Below are 18,803 nucleotides of genomic sequence, written 5' to 3'. Positions count from 1 at the left end.
TATAGGTCGAACAGATTGGGTTGTAAGGGGCCATACATGATCAGGCGGTTCGGTGAAACCCCAGAGCCGGGGCGGAAATACACGCGACGTGTCGGTGTGTACGCACTTTTGCCCCGCAGAAGTCACCTTTTGCTGACCTGCCAGACCGAGCCAGGACCCGACCTGCAATTGCCCGGCGGAGGTATTGATCCGGGCGAATCACCAATTACCGCCCTGCACCGCGAAGTCTTTGAAGAGACCGGGTGGCTTATTGCGGCCCCCCGACGGATCGGCGCCTTTCGGCGCTTCACCTTTATGCCGGAATATGACCTGTGGGCCGAGAAGGTCTGCCTGATCTATCGCGCCCGCCCCGTGCGCCGCATAGGCCCGCCGACCGAAGCGTTTCACGAAGCGCTGTGGATGGAAACCGCCGACGCCGTCTGTTTACTGGGAAATGGCGGTGACCGGCACTTTGCCGAAATACACCTCGGCTCGCTTTAAGGTCCGTTATACTCAAAAAAGACGGCCGAGACATCATCTCCGATACCGTCTTTGGGTGACATCACTTGCGTCAAACGCCAGAACATATCGTCCAGAAACTCTGACCCGCCCCTTTCCGACATGCTCTGTTGCGCCATCTGACGCAAACCGTCTTCTTCCAGCAAACCGCCGCCAGCCAGTTGGCATTCGGTAAACCCGTCCGAGTACAACAGCAGCTTGTCGCCGGGCTGCATCTGCGTCTCGATTTGTTGAAAGCGCGCATCTTCGATCAATCCTATGGGCAAGCCTCCGTCACCAAGAAACTCGGCGCGGCCATCCTGCCGCAGCAGCAGCGGGTGCGGATGCCCGGCCTGCACCATTTTCAGATGCCCGTTGCGCAGGTCGACGATGGCGTAGATCATCGTAAAATACTCTTCGATACCTTCATCGGCCATCAGCCGAGAATTGAGCGTTTCAGCCACATGTTTCGGTGGCAGAAGTGCGTAAAACTTGTCGAACCTCCGCTCCATTGCGACGTTCTGATCGAAATGCTTGCTGGACAGATACCCCCCCAATCGCGCCGTCATCATGGCCGAGGTGATCCCATGCCCGGATACGTCGATGCTGTAGAACCCAAGCCGGTTCACCCCGGGCGAGAACATCCCCACCAGATCACCGCCGATATGACCACAAGGTTTCAGCAACAGACTGACCCGCGATTTGCCGAATGTCCGGGTCAGTTCGGGAACCAGCGATTCCTGAATTTTCCGCGCCTGCATCAGGTCCTTGTCGATCGCGTCATGCGCCAGCCTGAGTTCCTCGAGCGCGGATTCGATCAGGCGGTTCTTCTGTGAGAGCTCGCGCTGCATGTCCAGAATGCGCGCACCAGCTGAAATCCGCGCGCGCAATTCGTCCGCCTCAAGCGGCTTGATCAGAAAATCGTCGGCCCCGGCATCCAGACCGCGCGCGACCTCCTGCTTTTCGCTTTTGGATGTCAAAAGGATGAAATAGCTGTATTGATCCGTTTCCAAAGCCCGAAAGGCACAGCAGAATTCAAGCCCGCTCATCCCCGGCATGACCCAGTCGCTCAGCACAAGATCGGGCGGATTATCGACGCAAAGCGCCAAAGCGGCATGGCCTGTATCGGCCTCGATCACCTCGAACCCCCATTTCCTGAGCGAGGCCACCAGAATGCGCCGTTGCAGGCGGCTGTCATCCACGACCAGCACCGTGCGGATCGCGCCGAAATCCAGATCAGGTCTGGTTTCCTCAAGACTCGCCCCCGGCACCATTTACCCTTTGCTCTGATGAGTTTCGTCACATTTGACGACCCTATCGCCGACAGATTTAACATCCGGTGAAGAGTGGCGATTGCCGAAGAGTGGCCCCGTTAACCTGCTTTTTACAGGGCGCGTCTATTAAGACCCATGACCATTCATTAGCTGGTGTACATCATGATCCACTGGGCCAGAGTCAGACAATTGCGGGATGAAGTCGGCCCCGAGGAATTCGATGAGGTGGTCGAGATATTTCTGGAAGAAGTGCAGGACGTGATCACCCGCCTGCGCCGCGACACCAACCGGGCCGAGTTGGAGCAGAACCTGCATTTCCTGAAAGGCAGCGCATTGAGCCTGGGGTTCGATCAATTCTCGAAACTCTGCCAGGATGGGGAACGGCAGGCCGCAGCAGGGCAAGGGGCCGAGGTTGATCTGCCAGCGCTTTTGGCCGCTTTCGACAGCTCGAAAACCATGTTTGAAGCCGAGCTGAATGAGAACCTGAACTAGATCACGAACTGTGCCAGCGTCTCGTCCTCGGTGATGTCGGTATAGGTGAACCCGGCGTCGTCCAGATGGGCAAACAGGCGCATGAAGTTTTCGGGCTTGCGGGTTTCGATCCCGATCAGAACCGAGCCGAAATTGCGCGCCGATTTCTTCATGTATTCGAACCGCGCGATATCATCCTCGGGGCCGAGAATATTCAGGAATTCCTTCAGGGCGCCGGGTCGCTGCGGCAGGCGCAGGATGAAGTACTTTTTCACACCGGAATACCGCTGCGCACGTTCCTTGACCTCGGGCAGGCGTTCGAAATCGAAATTGCCGCCGGATGTCAGGCAGACCACGGTCTTTCCACGAACAAAGCTTTGGATATCGCCGACTGCCTCGATCGCCAGCGCCCCCGCAGGTTCCAGCACGATGCCTTCGACATTCAGCATCTCGATCATGGTGGTGCAGATACGATCCTCGGACAGGACCAGAACGTCCGACAGGTTACGTGATTTCAACAACTCGAACGGCTTTTCACCGATCCGCCCGACAGCCGCGCCATCGACAAAGGTATCCACATGGTCCAGCGAAACAGGGTGTCCTGCCGCCAGAGCTGCGCGCAGACAGGCCCCTCCGGCCGGCTCGACGAACAGGCAATGGGTGCGGTCCCCGAACCATGTGGCCACGCCGGCGGACATTCCACCTCCGCCAACGGGAAGCACAACGTGATCGGGCGCACCGCCCATCTGCCTTTCGATTTCAACCGCCAGCGAGGCCTGTCCTTCGATCACATCGGCATCGTCAAAAGGCGACAGGAAATACCCGCCCTGCTGTACACACCACGCCTGAGCGGCGACGAGCGTGTCATCGAAATAGTCACCGATCAAATGAATCTCGACGTTATCCCCGCCAAAGATCCGCGTTTTCTGGATCTTCTGCTGAGGCGTCGTGACCGGCATGAAGATCACGCCTTTGACCCCCATATGCTGGCACATATAGGCCACGCCCTGCGCGTGATTGCCCGCGCTGGCACAGACGAACAGGTCCTGCCCCTGTTGCTTGCGCATTGCGTTGAACGCACCGCGAATCTTGTAGGAGCGCACCGGGCTCAGGTCTTCGCGCTTGAGCCAGATATCCGCCCCATAACGGTCGGACAGGTGGACATTGCGCTGCAACGGAGTTGCCGGGAAGACAGAGCGCATCGCCTCTTCGGCGGCGCGGGCGCGGGTCATGAAGTCGGTCATGCCCGCTTCCCTGCCCCATCAGCGTGATAAGGGCAAGGAATACATATGTGTACGCCGCTCAGGAGAGTTGGCGTTTTTCGATAAAGACGCCGTACATCGTGGTCAGGATGCTGACGTTGATCAGTGGCAGAATGAGCGTGCCAAAGAACACGGTCAGCAATACGCCAAGCACCGGTATAAGTGCCAGAAGGGTGAGAGCCAGCTGCACCAGAATCTGGAACAGGAGGGCGACGAGTAGCAGCAACAAGATTGCACCGCTGACCCCGGATGTGTTGTTCCATGCCTCACCGATCGATATGGGATTTCCTATTGCCGCCGCGGGCAGAATAATTGACAGGCGATAATAGCAGACGACCAGAAAGATGGCGTAAACAGCGACAAGCGCGAATCCGATTGAGCCGCCACTCAGTGCTGACATAACAAAGCCCATCGGAAGGAACGCAATGGCCATCAAAATCCCCAACATCAGAAAACGACCGAAATAGGCAAGAATCCTGTCGAAACGGAATGTCGGGAGTATTCCCGTGGGATACTCTTCCAACAGGATGAAGCGGTGCCATGACACCGCGATCCAGAACATGGTAACGGACATTACCGCCAGTAAAACGACCACAAAGACAAAGGCTGAACCTGCGGTTGCACTTGGCGACAACGCGCCTGCGTTGTCTTCAAGCGCCTCAAGCGGAATACCAAGCGCCAAGAACACGCCCACGATGATGATTGTCGCAATTAGAGCAGGGCCAACCGTAATCTGTAGCACCTGCTTGATGTTTCCAAATACCATCCGCACCGAATGCACAAATATTTGCCATCCCAACATATGAATCCGCCCCTTCAACCAATGCTTGTTATTCTCTGCACCCGTTTCACCCCAATTCAGGTACTGCGTCAATCCTCACAACTTGCCCCCGCGTCCAAAACCCGCTAGGGGCCAATCGTTCTACGCATAAAGGGAAGTCAGATGTCCGCGCCCAAGAAAGTTGTTCTGGCCTATTCCGGTGGCCTTGATACCTCGATCATTCTGAAATGGCTGCAGACCGAGTATGGTTGTGAGGTCGTGACCTTCACCGCCGATCTGGGTCAGGGCGAAGAGCTGGAGCCTGCGCGCCAAAAGGCCGAGCTGCTGGGGATCAAGCCCGAAAATATCTATATCGAAGACATCCGCGAGGAATTTGTCCGCGATTTTGTCTTCCCGATGTTCCGCGCCAACGCTCAGTACGAAGGCCTGTACCTGCTGGGCACGTCTATCGCGCGGCCACTGATCTCGAAACGCTTGATTGAGATCGCTGCTGAAACCGGTGCTGATGCTGTCGCCCATGGTGCAACCGGCAAAGGCAATGACCAGGTCCGGTTCGAACTGGCAGCCTATGCACTGAACCCAGACATCAAGGTGATCGCCCCCTGGCGCGAATGGGATCTGACAAGCCGCACCAAGCTGCTGGAATTTGCCGAGCAGAACCAGATTCCGATTGCCAAGGACAAGCGTGGTGAGGCGCCGTTCTCGGTTGATGCCAACCTGCTGCATACCTCGTCCGAGGGCAAGGTTCTGGAAGACCCCGCCGATATGGCGCCCGACTATGTCTATCAGCGCACCGTCCACCCCGAAGACGCCCCGAATGAGCCTGAGTTCATCGAGATCGGCTTTGAAAAAGGCGACGCGGTCAGCATCAACGGTGAGGCGATGAGCCCGGCCACGATCCTGACCAAGCTGAACGAATATGGCGGCAAGCACGGTATTGGCCGTCTGGACCTGGTCGAAGGCCGGTTCGTGGGCATGAAGTCGCGCGGCATCTACGAGACACCCGGCGGCACCATCCTGCTGGAAGCGCATCGTGGCATTGAATCCATCACAATGGACCGCGGCGCGATGCACCTGAAAGACCAGCTGATGCCGCAATATGCGGAACTCATCTATAACGGTTTCTGGTACAGCCCCGAGCGCGAGATGCTGCAAGCCGCCATCGACAGATCGCAAGAGCATGTTACCGGCACCGTTCGTGTGAAACTGTACAAAGGTCTGGCGTCGACCGTGGGCCGCTGGTCGGATCATTCGTTGTATTCTGAGGCACATGTGACCTTCGAAGAGGATGCAGGTGCGTACGATCAGAAAGATGCGGCAGGCTTTATCCAGCTGAATGCGTTGCGTCTGAAACTGCTGGCTGCTCGGAACAAGCGCCTGTCCAAGTGATCGACGAAGACGATACCGACGACGAGCTCGATATGTTCATCGAGGCGCAGGACACGGTTTGGGCCGATGTCCTGCGCGAACTTGAACAGGGGCAGAAATCCAGCCACTGGATGTGGTTCGTGTTTCCGCAACTGGCCGCGCTGGGCCAGTCCCATATGGCGCAGCTTTACGGCATTGAAGATCTGGACGAGGCGACACGCTATCTGAACCACCCGGAACTGCGTGACCGACTTAGGCAGACGGCCTCGTTGATGTTGCTGCACACAGGGCGCGATGCCCGCGACATTCTGGGTGGGATTGACGCGAAAAAGCTGCGATCTTCGATGACATTGTTTTCGTCTGTGGCAGATGCTCCGCCCGAGTTTCGTGCTGTTCTGGATGCCTTTTATGGCGGCAAGCCTTGTGACCGGACGGTTCAGATCCTCGGCGCATCGTGATCAGAAGTTCTAGTTGGGTCAGCCTTGCCTGTTCGGCACCTGACGCATTACGCATTCTGAAACCGTGAAAGGAACCCGAATGCTTCAGGACATCGCCGATGGAATTCAAAAAGGGCTGAGCGGCAAAAGCTTTGATGGCTCGCTCAAATTCGATTGCGGCGCGGACGGTGTGATTGTTCTGGCAGAAAACCGGGCAACGACGCAGGATCGGGACACGGATTGCACAATCCGTATTTCGCAGGAGAACCTGACCAAGCTGTTGACCGGAAAGCTGAACCCGATGACTGGCGTTGCTTTGGGCAAGCTCAAGATCTCGGGCAATATCGGTGTTGCGATGAAGCTGGGGCAACTGCTGGGCTGAATTTGCCTCAAAGTTGGCCTTTGGCCCGAGTCCAGCCAGACCAGCGGTTCCCCCGCGGTGTACCGCGATTCCGCATCGGGATACCTGTCGCGCATGATCTGGGGCAAATGAACTGTGGTTTCGCCCACCCTTCAAGTGGGCCGTCTACACGTGATCGCAGACGATAAACTCGTCTCACCAGCGCGTGACATTGCATGACAGGCAATTGCAAGGGGGTCGAACCCGCGTCAATCTCACCTAAAAAGGAGACCTGTCATGATGCGGACTGCTTATTTCGAAACCGTCAGACCAGCCCTTCTGTTTACACTGATTGCATTGGCCGCACTGTTGCGCGCACTGCCTGCCCCGGCTGCGGGAACCGAAACGCTGACGGTGGCTGGCGGGTGTTTCTGGTGCGTGGAATCCGATTTCGAATCCGTGCCCGGCGTAATCGGGGCGGTGTCGGGGTACACCGGCGGTACATCTGCGGACCCGACATATGATCAGGTTTCAAAAGGGGGAACCGGACACTACGAGGCGGTTCAGATCACGTTCGATCCGGCGCGCGTCTCTCGCGCGTCACTTCTGAACATGTTTTTCCGCTCGGTTGACCCGACAGACGCAGGTGGCCAGTTCTGCGACCGGGGCGACAGCTATCGAACTGCGATTTTCGTCTCTAACAAAGGCGAAAAGGTGTTGGCAGAACAAGCCAAAGTAGACGCGCAGCAAGCGCTGGGGCAGACCATTGTCACCCCGGTTCTAAGCGCAGGACCCTTTTACCCCGCCGAGGCGTATCATCAGGATTATTACAAAGGCAACAAACTGGTCCTTACCCGTTTTGGACCAAAGCGCCAGCACAACGCCTACAAGGCGTATCGCAAAGCCTGTGGTCGTGACGCGCGCGTCAAGCAGCTTTGGGGTGGGGATGCGCCATTTGCAGGCTCCTAGTCAAAGGATGCCTCACGTACTTCTTTCAGATCGGGAATGACATCCGCCGTTCCGTGCCGCATGACCATCAGGGCTGCGGCGCGGTTTGCCTGCAATATGGCCTGTTCCATTGGCATTCCGCGATCCATGCCTGCCAGCACGTAGCCGGTGAAGGTGTCGCCTGCCCCTGTGGTATCCACCGCCCGCACCTTATGCGCGGGAAACTCGACCGGATCGTTGCCCTGCTGCAAGTACCTCGCGCCTTTTGAGCCGAGGGTAACAATGACATGCCGAACGGGCAGATCAGCGATGCTCAGACCGGTTTCCTGACGCAGTTGCTCGGCCTCCACCTCATTCAGGATCAGGAAATCCAGATAGGGCAGAACGCCCTGCACAGCCTGTGCCTGAAACGGGGCTGCGGCATAACAGACGGTCAAGCCAAGCTTGCGCCCCAGCTGCGCCGCTTCGACCTGGGCATTGGTTTCATTCTGCAAGATCAGAAGATCACCGGTGTTTGCCGAGGCCAGCGCCTGCCCCAGATGGGCGGGTTTCAATGCATGATTGGCCCCTGGATACAGGATAATCAGGTTTTCACCCTCGGCATCCACCGCAATGATGGCGTGGCCCGTGGGAACATCCACCTCAGAGATATGGCGCGTATCCACACCATATTCTGTCAGTCGATCCTTGGCCCAGCGCCCATCGGGCCCCACGGCACCAATATGGCTGACGCGCGATCCCGCACGCGCAGCGGCCACCGACATGTTGGCCCCCTTGCCGCCCAGGAACCGATCCAGCCCGCGGGCGGCCAGAGTTTCCCCCGGCGCAGGCAAATGCGGCAGGTCATAGACCATATCCGCGTTGATCGAGCCGAGATTCCAGATCGTCATGACTTATCCGATGTCGCAAGAGGCCAGAATGGCCATGTTCAGAATATCGTTCGCAGTCGATACGGTCGAGCAGATCTGGATCGGCTTGTCGATGCCTGACAGGATCGGGCCGATCACGGTCGCTCCACCCATTTCCTGCATCAGCTTGGTCGAGATTGATGCCGAATGCCGGGCCGGAACGATCAGGATATTCGCCGGACCGGTCAGGCGCGAGAACGGATAGGCCGCTTGTTGTTCGACGTTCAGGGCGACGTCCACCGTCATTTCACCCTCGTATTCAAAGTCGACGCCGCGCCGATCCAGAACAGCCGGGGCACGGTGCATCTTTTCAGCACGTTCTGACACCGGATAGCCAAAGGTTGAGAAGCTGACAAAAGCCACGCGCGGCTCCAGCCCCATATGCCGGGCAACTGCGGCCGAACGCTCGGCAATATTCGCCAGATCGTTTTCGTCGGGCCATTCATGTACCAAAGTGTCGCCAATCAGGACAATCCGGCCTTTATGCAGCAAAGCTGTCACACCGGCGGCACCGTTAGCCGCATCTGCATCAAACACATGGTTGATCCGGTCGAGCACATGCGCGGACTTGCGGGTTGCGCCAGTGACCAGACCATCACCATGCCCATGGGCCAGCATCAGCGAAGAAAACACATGGCGGTCCCGTGCAGCCAAACGGTGAATGTCTTTGCGGTCAAACCCCTTACGCTGCAGGCGCTGATACAGGAAGTTCGAATAGGTTTCGAGATGCGTGGTATTGGCGGCATTCACGACCTCGATTTCACGCACAGCGTCGCCCAGGCCCGTGGCTTCCAGTTTGGTCTTAACATCGTCTGGCCGACCCACCACAAGCGCCTTACCGAAACCTGACCGCTGATACATGACCGCAGCGCGCAATACCCGGGGATCGTCGCCTTCGGCGAAAATCATCCGGCTTTGCGCCTGACGCGCACGGGCATTCAAACCGCGCAGGATACTGGCGGTCGGGTCCATCCGGGATTTCAGGCTCAGCTCATACGCGTCCATATCGATGATCGGACGGCGCGCGGCACCGGTGTCCATCCCCGCCCTTGCAACGGCCGGTGGGATGCGATGGATCAAACGCGGGTCGAATGGGGTGGGAATGATATAGTCCCGCCCAAAGGTCAGCGACTTGCCATAGGCCATGGCGACCTCATCCGGCACATCCTCGCGCGCCAGATTGGCAAGTGCGTGGGCACAGGCGATCTTCATCTCATCATTGATGGCGCGGGCATGAATGTCCAACGCACCACGGAACAGGTAGGGGAAGCCCAGAACGTTATTCACCTGGTTTGGGTAATCGCTGCGTCCGGTGGCAACGATCGCATCCACGCGAACCTCGTGCGCTTCTTCCGGAGTGATCTCGGGGTCGGGGTTGGCCATCGCAAAGATGACAGGATTGTCGGCCATGCTGGCAACCATATCCTGCGTCACGGCGCCTTTCACCGAAACACCCAGGAACACATCGGCACCCTTCATCGCGTCTTCCAATGTGCGCAGGTCGGTTGTGATCGCGTGGGCTGATTTCCACTGGTTCATGCCTTCGGTCCGGCCCTGATAGATCACGCCCTTTGTATCGCAGACGATGCAGTTTTCGTGCCGCGCACCCATTGCCTTGAGCAGTTCGATACAGGCAATTCCCGCCGCACCCGCGCCATTCAGAACGATTTTCACGTCCTCGATCTTCTTGCCCGAGATATGCAGCGCGTTGATCAGCCCGGCCGCGCAGATCACAGCCGTACCGTGCTGGTCATCGTGAAAGACGGGGATGTCCATCTCTTCCTTCAGGCGCTGTTCGATGATGAAACACTCGGGCGCCTTGATGTCTTCCAGATTGATGCCACCAAAGGTCGGCCCCATCAGGCGCACCGCGCGGCAGAATTCATCCGGGTCTTCGGTGTCCAGCTCGATATCGATCGAGTTCACGTCGGCGAACCGTTTGAACAGGACCGATTTGCCTTCCATGACCGGTTTCGAGCCCAGCGCGCCAAGGTTACCAAGGCCCAGCACTGCGGTTCCGTTCGAGATTACGGCCACCAGGTTGCCCTTGTTGGTATAGTCATAAGCCGTTTCCGGGTTTTCTGCGATAGCCTCGCAGGGAACGGCCACACCCGGACTGTAGGCCAGCGACAGATCACGCTGCGTTGTCATGGGGACGGTGGCCTGCACCTCCCACTTGCCGGGGGTGGGGTCCAGGTGAAAGGCCAATGCCTCTTCTTTGGTGATCTTCGCTTTGGGCATCTTAAATGTCGGTTCCATGACTTCAGGGCTGACGCCTCATAGCGCAGGCGGGCGCGCGCCTCAACGGGAATACTTTTCGCCTTTCGCTGCAGGGGCCGGGTTTGTAAGGTCACGACCGGAAAACGCCAGAAGGGGGCCGCTTTTGTCCACAGTCACGCCAATGATGGCGCAATACCTCGAAATCAAAGAGGCCCACGCGGATGCCCTGCTGTTTTATCGCATGGGTGATTTCTATGAGATGTTCTTCGAGGATGCCGTCAACGCTGCCGAGGCGTTGGACATCGCCCTGACCAAGCGCGGCAAGCACAATGACGAAGACATCCCGATGTGCGGCGTGCCGGTGCATTCGGCCGAAGGATACCTTCTGACCCTGATCCGCAAGGGTTTTCGCGTTGCGGTCTGCGAACAGATGGAAAGCCCGGCTGAAGCAAAGAAACGAGGCTCTAAATCGGTCGTAAAGCGCGATGTCGTGCGACTGGTTACGCCCGGAACACTGACCGAGGACGCATTGCTTGAGGCGCGCCGGCACAACTTTCTGGCTGCCTATGCCGAGGTCCGGGACGAGGCCGCGATTGCCTGGGCTGATATTTCGACGGGCGCGTTTCACGTGATGCCCCTGACCTCGGTCCGGCTCAGTCCTGAGCTTGCCCGACTTGCGCCCTCCGAACTGATCGTGGCCGATGGCGCGCAGGAAAATCTGAACGAAACGCTGCTTGATCTGGGGATTTCACTGACCCCGGTCGGGCGCGCCAGCTTCGACAGCACGGCGGCGGAAAAGCGCATCTGCGGGCTGTTTCACGTGGGCGCCTTGGACGCGTTCGGAAATTTCGGCCGCGCCGAAGTGTCCGCAATGGGCGCGCTGATCGACTATCTGGAGATTACGCAAAAGGGCAAACTGCCCCTGCTGCAAACGCCGCTGAAAGAATTTGAGGATCGCGTCGTTCAGATCGACGCCGCCACACGTCGCAATCTGGAGCTGACCCGCTCCCTGTCCGGCGGGCGCGCAGGATCGCTTCTTTCTGTCGTTGACCGAACCGTTACCCCCGGTGGCGCCCGATTGCTGGAACAGCGGCTTTCAAGCCCTTCTCGTAATCTGGATGTGATCCATGCCCGGCTTGACGCCGTCAGTTTCGCCGCTGGTGACAGCCTGATCGCGTCTGATCTGCGCGAAGCCTTGCGCAAAACCCCGGATCTGGACCGCGCCCTGTCGCGTTTGTCGCTCGAGCGCGGCGGACCTCGTGATCTGACAGCCATTCGCAATGGTTTGACACAGGCAGTCACGATTGCCGAAATCTGCGCGGATCAGGATTTGCCGGTGTTGCTGGCAACCGCGCTTCAGAACCTCGTTGGTTTCGATGACTTGCTGACTTTACTGGACGAGGCGCTGGTGGCCGAACCCCCGCTTCTGACTCGCGACGGAGGCTTTATCGCGCCAGGTTTTGACGCTGAACTGGACGAGGCCCGCACCCTGCGTGACGAAGGTCGCTCGGTCATTGCCGGGTTTCAGCAGAAATACGTCGAACACACCGGCATCACCTCGCTGAAAATCAAGCATAACAACGTGCTGGGCTATTTCATCGAAACCACGGCAACCCATGCCGAAAAGATGCTGAACCCACCCTTTAGCGAAACCTATATCCATCGCCAGACGACAGCCAATCAGGTGCGGTTTACAACCGTCGAACTGTCTGAGATCGAAACCCGTATCCTGAACGCAGGGAATCTAGCGCTGGATATTGAAAAGCGGCTCTATCAAAGGCTTTCTGGCGCGATACTGGACCTTGCTGCCCGATTGAATCAAGCCGCCCGCGGGCTTGCCGAACTGGACCTGTCGACCGCTTTAGCTGATCTTGCACGGGGTGAAAACTGGTGCCATCCAAGGGTTGACGCCTCTCGCGCATTCAATGTGCAGGGCGGTCGACACCCAGTTGTGGAACACGCCCTCCGACAGCAAAGCAGCGATGCGTTCATTTCCAATGATTGCGACCTGAGTGTCCAAGACGGCGCGGCGATATGGTTATTGACCGGTCCGAACATGGCCGGTAAATCAACCTTTCTGCGCCAGAACGCCCTGATTGCACTGCTTGCCCAAATGGGCAGCTACGTTCCGGCCGAAGAGGCGCATATTGGCGTCGTCAGCCAGCTGTTCAGCCGCGTCGGAGCCTCGGACGATCTGGCGCGGGGGCGGTCGACCTTTATGGTCGAGATGGTCGAAACCGCCGCCATTCTGAATCAGGCCGATGACCGTGCATTGGTGATCCTGGACGAAATCGGTCGCGGTACCGCCACCTATGACGGCCTGTCCATCGCCTGGGCCACATTGGAACACCTGCACGCGACCAACAAATGTCGCGCATTGTTTGCCACGCATTATCATGAGCTTACGGCTTTGGCCGGCAAACTCGAAGGTGTCGATAACGCCACCGTAGCGGTCAAAGAGTGGGAAGGCGAAGTCATCTTCCTGCACGAGGTTCACAAGGGCGCAGCTGACCGGTCATATGGGGTGCAGGTTGCGCAACTGGCCGGTTTGCCGGCTTCTGTCGTTGAACGTGCCCGGGTGGTTCTGGAGCAGCTTGAAAAAACCGAACGCGAAGGCGGCAAGCAAAAAGCGCTGATTGACGACCTGCCGCTGTTCTCGGCAGCCGCGCCGCCACCCCCGCCCGCACCAAAAACCTCGCCGGTAACCCAGATGCTTGAGGGTGTCCTGCCCGACGAACTGACCCCGCGTGAGGCGCTGGATCTCATCTACAAACTGAAAGAGGCGGCCAGATCCTGACCGCCCTTCATCTTTTCAAAAATACTCTCGCCGAAGGCTTGGCTTTGAAAAGCCAATCAGCTTGCTGGCGTTGAAGAGACCCCGACCTGAGCCGGACGCAACAGGCGGTCGTGCAGCATGAATCCTTCGGCGGATACCTGAATAATGTCCCCTGCCCGTGTGCCCGGCACCGGGGCCTCGAACATTGCCTCATGCACATTCGGATCAAACCGGTCGCCAACCTCGGGTGTAATCACTTCGATCCCGTGCTTCTGGAAGACGTCCTTGAGGGCACGCATGGTCAGTTCGACGCCTTCCAGCAGTCCGGCGGCAACTTCTTTCTGCTCGTCGGTCGCGGCCTCAAGCGCGCGCTTCATGTTGTCGTATACAGGCAGCATATCGCGGGCCAGCTTAGAGCCGCCATACTGTTCGGCATCGCGGCGCGCTTTGTCGCCGCGTTTGCGCGCGTTCTCGGCGTCGGCAAGCGCGCGCATGAATTTGTCTTTATACGCATCCCGCTCAGCGCGCAGCTCGTCCAGCTCCAACGCCTCGTCGCTGATCTCAGCAAACTCCTCGGCCAGCTCTTCCGCTTCTGCCGCCATGATATCGTCCAGAAAATCTTCGTTCTTGGGCTCTGCCATCTCTTACCCTCTAGCTCCGGTCGGATATCAGCTTGCCGACCAGTTGCGCCGTATAATCCACGATCGGCACGATCCGTCCATAATTCAGACGCGTGGGCCCGATGACCCCGACCGCACCGATTATCTTTCGATCAGCGTTCATATATGGAGACACCACCAAAGAGGAACCCGAAAGTGAGAAAAGTTTGTTCTCAGACCCAATAAAAATGCGCACACCCTCGCCACCTTCCGTCAATTCGAGGAAATCCGCGATGTCGCGCTTGCGCTCCAGATCATCAAACAGGCTGCGAATACGCTCCAACTCTCCGGCCTGACCGGGTTCGTTCAACAGATTCGCCCGCCCCCGCACGATCAAACGGGCCGAGTCGGCTCCGTCTCCGTCCCAGGCCGCCAGCCCGCTTTCGACCAGCTCGCGCGCCAGCGCATCTATTTCCTGCTTGCGTGCCTGAATCTGTTTCTGCATCTGACGGCGCACTTCACTGAGTGTGCGCCCCTCAATCAGCGCATTCAGAAAATTCGCAGCCTCGCGCATCGAACTGGGCGTCTGGCCGGGCGGTGGTGTGAACAGGCGGTTTTCGACATGGCCGTCAGAAAAAACCAGCACCACCAAAGCCTTGTCATGCCCCAAAGAGACAAATTCGATATGTTTTATTTCGGCTTCATGCTTAGGCGTAAGAACCAGCGACGCACCTTGTGTCACGTGTGACAGAGCTGACCCGACCCGATCCAACATTCCGCCAACATCACCCGTGTTAGAGCCTAAAGTCTCTTCCAGTTTTTGCTTGTCGTCGACGCCCAGATCGCCAACCTCAAGCAAACCGTCCACGAACATCCGCAAACCTTGCTGCGTCGGTACCCGGCCCGCGCTGATATGCGGGCTGTCCAGAAGGCCCAGAAACTCCAGGTCCTGCATCACGTTGCGCACGGTTGCGGCACTGACTTTTTCAGACAGGGTACGTGTCAGGGTGCGGCTTCCAACCGGCTCTCCGCTTTCCAGATAACTTTCGACGATCAACCGGAACACCTCGCGTGACCGGTCGTTCATCTCGTCCAGAATTTTGCTCGCTTCACTCATGCGTTTTCCCCTGCTGGTTCATCATTAAATAGCAGGCAAATGAAAGGTCAATCGGGGTTGCATCGTAACGCTGCGGGGCGGTATCCCCAACCCAGCAAACAAAGGATTTCCCATGCGACCCTCTGGAAGAGACTTAAGTGAAATGCGCGCCGTTTCAATTGAAACGGGGTTCACCAAACATGCCGAAGGTTCCTGCCTGATCAAGATGGGCGACACCCATGTGCTGTGCACCGCCACGATCGAAGATCGGGTACCCCCTTTCATCAAGGGTTCGGGGCTAGGCTGGGTCACCGCCGAATACGGTATGCTGCCCCGCGCCACCAACACCCGGATGCGGCGTGAAGCGGCCTCGGGCAAGCAAGGCGGGCGGACAGTGGAAATCCAACGCCTGATCGGCCGCGCCCTGCGGGCAGGCGTCGACCGGGTTGCACTTGGCGAACGGCAGATCACCGTTGATTGCGATGTGATCCAGGCTGATGGCGGCACCCGCTGTGCCTCGATCACCGGCGGCTGGGTTGCGCTGCGATTGGCCGTCAACAAGCTGATGAAGGCAGGTGACGTGATTTCAGATCCGCTGGTTGATCCGGTCGCCGCCGTGTCATGCGGTATTTATGCGGGCCAGCCTGTGCTGGACCTTGACTATCCGGAAGACAGCGAGGCCGGTGTCGACGGCAACTTTATCATGACCGGGTCAGGCAAACTGATCGAGGTTCAGATGAGTGCCGAAGGTTCTGTATTCAGCCGCGCCCAGATGGATCAGCTGATGGATCTGGCGGAAAAAGGCGTTGCCGAGCTGGCCGCAGCCCAGAAAGCCGCCACCACATGACCCGTAAGTTTGACAGCGACAGGCTGTTGGTCGCGACCCACAACAAAGGCAAGCTTGAGGAGATGGCGCATCTCCTCGAGCCTTTTGGCGTGACGGTTGTGGGTGCGGCGGACATGGGCCTGCCCGAACCGGAAGAGACCGAGGACACCTTTGTCGGCAACGCCCGGATCAAGGCCCACGCCGCTGCAAAAGCAACCGGGCTGCCTGCCCTGTCAGACGATTCCGGAATCACCATCGACGCCCTGAATGGCGCGCCGGGCATTTATACCGCTGATTGGGCCGAAACCGCCAATGGGCGCGACTTCCTGATGGCGATGACCCGCGCCCATTCTGAGCTTGAGGCAAAGAACGCCCCCCATCCCCGCACAGCGCAATTCCGAAGCACACTGGTACTGGCCTGGCCTGATGGGCATGATGAGGTGTTTGAGGGCGTTGCCCCCGGTCATTTGGTCTGGCCCATCCGCGGCGCAGGTGGATTCGGTTACGATCCGATGTTTGTTCCCGAAGGATACGACATTACCTTTGCCGAGATGGATCGCTGGGAAAAGAACAAGATCAGCCATCGCGGTCGCGCGGTTGAGAAGTTCGTGAAAGGCTGCTTTGGCGGATGATTGGCGCAGCGGGGGCTTTGGCCTGTACGTGCATTGGCCCTTTTGCGAGGCCAAATGCCCCTATTGCGACTTCAACAGCCACGTTTCCAATAATATTGATCAAAAACAATGGCTTACCGCCTATCTGAGCGAATTGCGGCGCTCGGCCGTCGAAACCCCGGATCGGGTGCTGAACACGATCTTTTTCGGCGGTGGAACCCCGTCGCTGATGGACCCGGAAACCGTTGCTGCCGTGATCGGTGAGGCCCGTGCGCTCTGGCGCCCCTCCAACACCATGGAAATCACGCTGGAGGCAAATCCCGGATCGGTCGAGGCCGGGCGGTTCGCGGCCTATCGTGATGCAGGTGTCAACCGGATATCGATGGGCGTGCAGGCGCTCAACGACGAAGACCTGCGCCGCTTGGGGCGGATTCACACTGTGGCCGAGGCACGCGCCGCCTTTGACATCGCCCGTGATTGTTTTGAACGGGTCAGCTTTGACCTGATCTATGCCAGACAGCACCAAACGCTGGATGCCTGGCGGGCCGAGTTGAACGACGCTTTGTCCATGGCCGTGGATCACTTGTCGCTGTATCAACTGACAATCGAAGATGGCACCGCTTTTGCCGATCGTTATGCTGTCGGAAAACTGCGCGGCTTGCCCGAGGATGACAGTGCGGCCGACATGTACCTTGCAACACAAGAGATTTGCGAGAAACACGGCCTGCCCGCCTATGAGGTGTCCAATCACGCCCGCCCCGGTGCAGAGTCGCAGCACAATCTGGTCTATTGGCGTTACGGAGATTATGTCGGCATTGGCCCCGGCGCTCATGGGCGGATTACTGTGGATGGTCAAAAACACGCGACCGAGACTCAATTGAATCCGCAACGTTGGCTTGACGCCGCCACGAAGGGTGACGGAGAAAAGAAGCGCTATGTCCTTTCACCTAAAGAACAGGCGAACGAATACCTTATGATGGGTATGAGGATTTCAGAAGGACTAGATATAGGTAGGTGGGCAGCCTTGTCAGGCCGTCCACTTTCAGACGAATCCGTAGACCATCTGGTCGGCATTAACATGATTGAACGTGATAACAACAGACTCAGAGCAACACCAGCGGGGCGCGCCGTGCTGAATGCTGTAATCCGGGAATTGATGGGCTAGATATGCAGTATCTTTGGGCGGGGCTGGGATTGCTTTGCGTTGCGATGGCCGCAATTGGGGTTGTACTGCCTCTTCTTCCAACAGTTCCATTTTTGTTGCTGGCAGCGTTTTTCTTTGCGCGATCCTCCTCACGGTTGCACAACTGGCTTCTGTCGCACCGGATTTTCGGGCCAATGATACTGGATTGGCAGAGTTCGGGTGCAATACGTCCGGCCGCAAAAAAGGCAGCAACCTTATCGATCGCCGCCGTTTTCGGAGTGTCTTTGCTCTTATCCGTTCCGCCCTTCGTGCTGATCCTTCAGGTCATTGTTCTGGGCGGCGTCCTTATATTTATCTGGACACGCCCTAGCGGCTGAGCTTTGCACAAAGATCGTCAAGCTGATCCAGGTTTTCATATGTCAGAACAACCTGACCGGATTCCGTTCCCGCCTTGTGGTTGATTGAGACTTTCATGGCCAAAATAGCGGACAGGTCTTTTTCCAGCGCGCGCGTATCAGCATCTTTACCGGCATCCAGATTCCTGGATCTGGGAGCAGGTCGTGCAGTGTCGCCCTGCTGCTGTTTCTTGACCAACGCCTCGGTCGCGCGCACAGACAGGCCATCCTTGACGATCTGCTTTGCCAATTCCGAGGGATTTTCCGCCGTAATCAGTGCGCGCGCATGACCAGCCGACAATTTCCCTTCAATAACAAGAGTTTGCACGTCAATTGGCAGAGACAAAAGCCGCAACAGGTTCGCAATATGGCTGCGGCTTTTCCCCAATGCCTCGGCAAGCTTTTCCTGCGTGTGCCCAAAACGATCCATCAACTGCCTGTAGCCGGCGGCCTCTTCCACCGCGTTCAGATCAGCGCGCTGGATGTTTTCGATGATCGCAACTTCCAGTACCTCGGTATCATCGAATTCGCGCACAATCACCGGGATCTCGTGCAGCTGCGCCATCTGAGCCGCCCGCCACCGGCGTTCACCAGCGACAATCTCGTATTCTCCGGCCCCTGTTGGACGTACGATCAATGGTTGGATAATACCTTTTTCCCGGACCGACGCGGCAAGCTCATCCAGTTGTTCGGGCTGGAACGTACGTCGCGGCTGATTGGGGTTTGCCTTCAGCTTTTCAATCGGAACTTTAAGGTCAGGTCTGCGCGCGTCAGATGATACCCGGTTACCCGCCTCTGGATTAACGTCCGCCATGAGTGCGGATAATCCCCGGCCCAACCCTCTGGATTTCGCTTTCCTGGTGCTCATGT

General features: G+C 57.9%; 19 protein-coding genes. 11 read left to right on the top strand and 8 right to left on the bottom strand.

Annotated elements, in window-relative coordinates:
* Window positions 1-36: 36 nt before the first annotated feature.
* Window positions 37-480, top strand: coding sequence for an NUDIX hydrolase (locus I9188_RS12365; RefSeq protein WP_209506899.1), 444 nt, complete (start codon window positions 37-39; stop codon window positions 478-480).
* Here the strand turns inward: I9188_RS12365 and I9188_RS12360 are convergent.
* Complete coding sequence (locus I9188_RS12360) at window positions 477-1,751, bottom strand: fused response regulator/phosphatase (protein WP_209506898.1); 1,275 nt, start codon at window positions 1,749-1,751, stop codon at window positions 477-479. The two genes, I9188_RS12365 and I9188_RS12360, sit on opposite strands and share 4 nt — an antisense overlap.
* Window positions 1,752-1,913: 162 nt before the next feature.
* Here I9188_RS12360 and I9188_RS12355 point away from each other — a divergent pair, with 162 nt between their 5' ends.
* The gene (locus I9188_RS12355; RefSeq protein WP_209506897.1) at window positions 1,914-2,243 is read left to right on the top strand and encodes an Hpt domain-containing protein; all 330 of its coding nucleotides are present in this window, start codon (window positions 1,914-1,916) and stop codon (window positions 2,241-2,243) included.
* Here I9188_RS12355 and ilvA read toward each other — a convergent pair.
* Together ilvA and I9188_RS12345 are read right to left on the bottom strand one after the other, a co-directional pair.
* Complete coding sequence (gene ilvA, locus I9188_RS12350; protein ID WP_209506896.1) at window positions 2,240-3,466, bottom strand: threonine ammonia-lyase IlvA; 1,227 nt, start codon at window positions 3,464-3,466, stop codon at window positions 2,240-2,242. The two genes, I9188_RS12355 and ilvA, sit on opposite strands and share 4 nt — an antisense overlap.
* 58 nt (window positions 3,467-3,524) lie before the next feature.
* Complete coding sequence (locus I9188_RS12345) at window positions 3,525-4,226, bottom strand: hypothetical protein (RefSeq protein ID WP_348540337.1); 702 nt, start codon at window positions 4,224-4,226, stop codon at window positions 3,525-3,527.
* Between the two features lie 201 nt (window positions 4,227-4,427).
* Between I9188_RS12345 and I9188_RS12340 the strand changes: the two genes are divergently transcribed.
* The 4 genes from I9188_RS12340 (at window position 4,428) to msrA (ending at window position 7,379) form a co-directional block, all read left to right on the top strand.
* Window positions 4,428-5,654, top strand: coding sequence for an argininosuccinate synthase (locus tag I9188_RS12340; RefSeq protein WP_209506894.1), 1,227 nt, complete (start codon window positions 4,428-4,430; stop codon window positions 5,652-5,654).
* A 32-nt stretch (window positions 5,655-5,686) separates the two neighbouring features.
* Window positions 5,687-6,091 (top strand): DUF1810 domain-containing protein, encoded by a 405-nt coding sequence (locus I9188_RS12335; RefSeq protein WP_209507009.1) that lies wholly within the window; start codon window positions 5,687-5,689, stop codon window positions 6,089-6,091.
* 79 nt (window positions 6,092-6,170) lie between these two features.
* Window positions 6,171-6,452: an SCP2 sterol-binding domain-containing protein gene (locus tag I9188_RS12330; protein ID WP_209506893.1), complete on the top strand. Its 282-nt coding sequence runs from the start codon at window positions 6,171-6,173 to the stop codon at window positions 6,450-6,452.
* Between the two features lie 255 nt (window positions 6,453-6,707).
* A complete protein-coding gene (gene msrA, locus I9188_RS12325) occupies window positions 6,708-7,379 on the top strand; it encodes a peptide-methionine (S)-S-oxide reductase MsrA (RefSeq protein ID WP_209506892.1) in 672 nt (223 codons plus the stop codon).
* Here msrA and I9188_RS12320 read toward each other — a convergent pair.
* Window positions 7,376-8,248: a ribokinase gene (locus tag I9188_RS12320; RefSeq protein ID WP_209506891.1), complete on the bottom strand. Its 873-nt coding sequence runs from the start codon at window positions 8,246-8,248 to the stop codon at window positions 7,376-7,378. The genes msrA and I9188_RS12320 overlap by 4 nt on opposite strands.
* Before the next feature lie 3 nt (window positions 8,249-8,251).
* Window positions 8,252-10,507, bottom strand: a complete 2,256-nt coding sequence (locus I9188_RS12315) for an NADP-dependent malic enzyme (RefSeq protein WP_209506890.1) — start codon at window positions 10,505-10,507, stop codon at window positions 8,252-8,254.
* Between the two features lie 160 nt (window positions 10,508-10,667).
* Between I9188_RS12315 and mutS the strand changes: the two genes are divergently transcribed.
* Window positions 10,668-13,283: a DNA mismatch repair protein MutS gene (gene mutS, locus I9188_RS12310; protein ID WP_209507008.1), complete on the top strand. Its 2,616-nt coding sequence runs from the start codon at window positions 10,668-10,670 to the stop codon at window positions 13,281-13,283.
* 56 nt (window positions 13,284-13,339) lie between these two features.
* Here mutS and I9188_RS12305 read toward each other — a convergent pair whose 3' ends face one another.
* Window positions 13,340-13,903, bottom strand: a complete 564-nt coding sequence (locus tag I9188_RS12305) for a nucleotide exchange factor GrpE (RefSeq protein ID WP_209506889.1) — start codon at window positions 13,901-13,903, stop codon at window positions 13,340-13,342.
* Window positions 13,904-13,913: 10 nt separating this feature from the next.
* Entirely contained in the window at window positions 13,914-14,978 is a 1,065-nt protein-coding gene (hrcA, locus tag I9188_RS12300) for a heat-inducible transcriptional repressor HrcA (protein WP_209506888.1), read from the bottom strand.
* A gap of 112 nt (window positions 14,979-15,090) precedes the next feature.
* Here hrcA and rph point away from each other — a divergent pair, with 112 nt between their 5' ends.
* The 4 genes from rph to I9188_RS12280 are packed head-to-tail and all read left to right on the top strand — an operon-like array spanning window position 15,091 to window position 17,915.
* Complete coding sequence (gene rph, locus I9188_RS12295) at window positions 15,091-15,804, top strand: ribonuclease PH (protein ID WP_209506887.1); 714 nt, start codon at window positions 15,091-15,093, stop codon at window positions 15,802-15,804.
* On the top strand, window positions 15,801-16,415 hold the full coding sequence (rdgB, locus tag I9188_RS12290; RefSeq protein ID WP_209506886.1) for an RdgB/HAM1 family non-canonical purine NTP pyrophosphatase: 615 nt from the start codon (window positions 15,801-15,803) through the stop codon (window positions 16,413-16,415). Before rph ends, rdgB begins: the two co-directional genes overlap by 4 nt.
* Complete coding sequence (hemW, locus tag I9188_RS12285; protein ID WP_209506885.1) at window positions 16,405-17,559, top strand: radical SAM family heme chaperone HemW; 1,155 nt, start codon at window positions 16,405-16,407, stop codon at window positions 17,557-17,559. Before rdgB ends, hemW begins: the two co-directional genes overlap by 11 nt.
* Before the next feature lie 2 nt (window positions 17,560-17,561).
* On the top strand, window positions 17,562-17,915 hold the full coding sequence (locus tag I9188_RS12280) for a YbaN family protein (RefSeq protein WP_209506884.1): 354 nt from the start codon (window positions 17,562-17,564) through the stop codon (window positions 17,913-17,915).
* On the opposite strand, the gene I9188_RS12275 is transcribed toward I9188_RS12280, so the two are convergent.
* Complete coding sequence (locus tag I9188_RS12275) at window positions 17,905-18,801, bottom strand: ParB/RepB/Spo0J family partition protein (RefSeq protein WP_209506883.1); 897 nt, start codon at window positions 18,799-18,801, stop codon at window positions 17,905-17,907. The genes I9188_RS12280 and I9188_RS12275 overlap by 11 nt on opposite strands.
* Window positions 18,802-18,803 lie beyond the last annotated feature (2 nt).

Origin of the sequence: Ruegeria sp. HKCCSA071 (assembly GCF_017872555.1) — a bacterium.
Lineage (GTDB): Bacteria > Pseudomonadota > Alphaproteobacteria > Rhodobacterales > Rhodobacteraceae > Ruegeria.
Note: the sequence above shows the minus strand (reverse complement) of the source record. Positions and strands in the feature narration are given on the sequence as shown.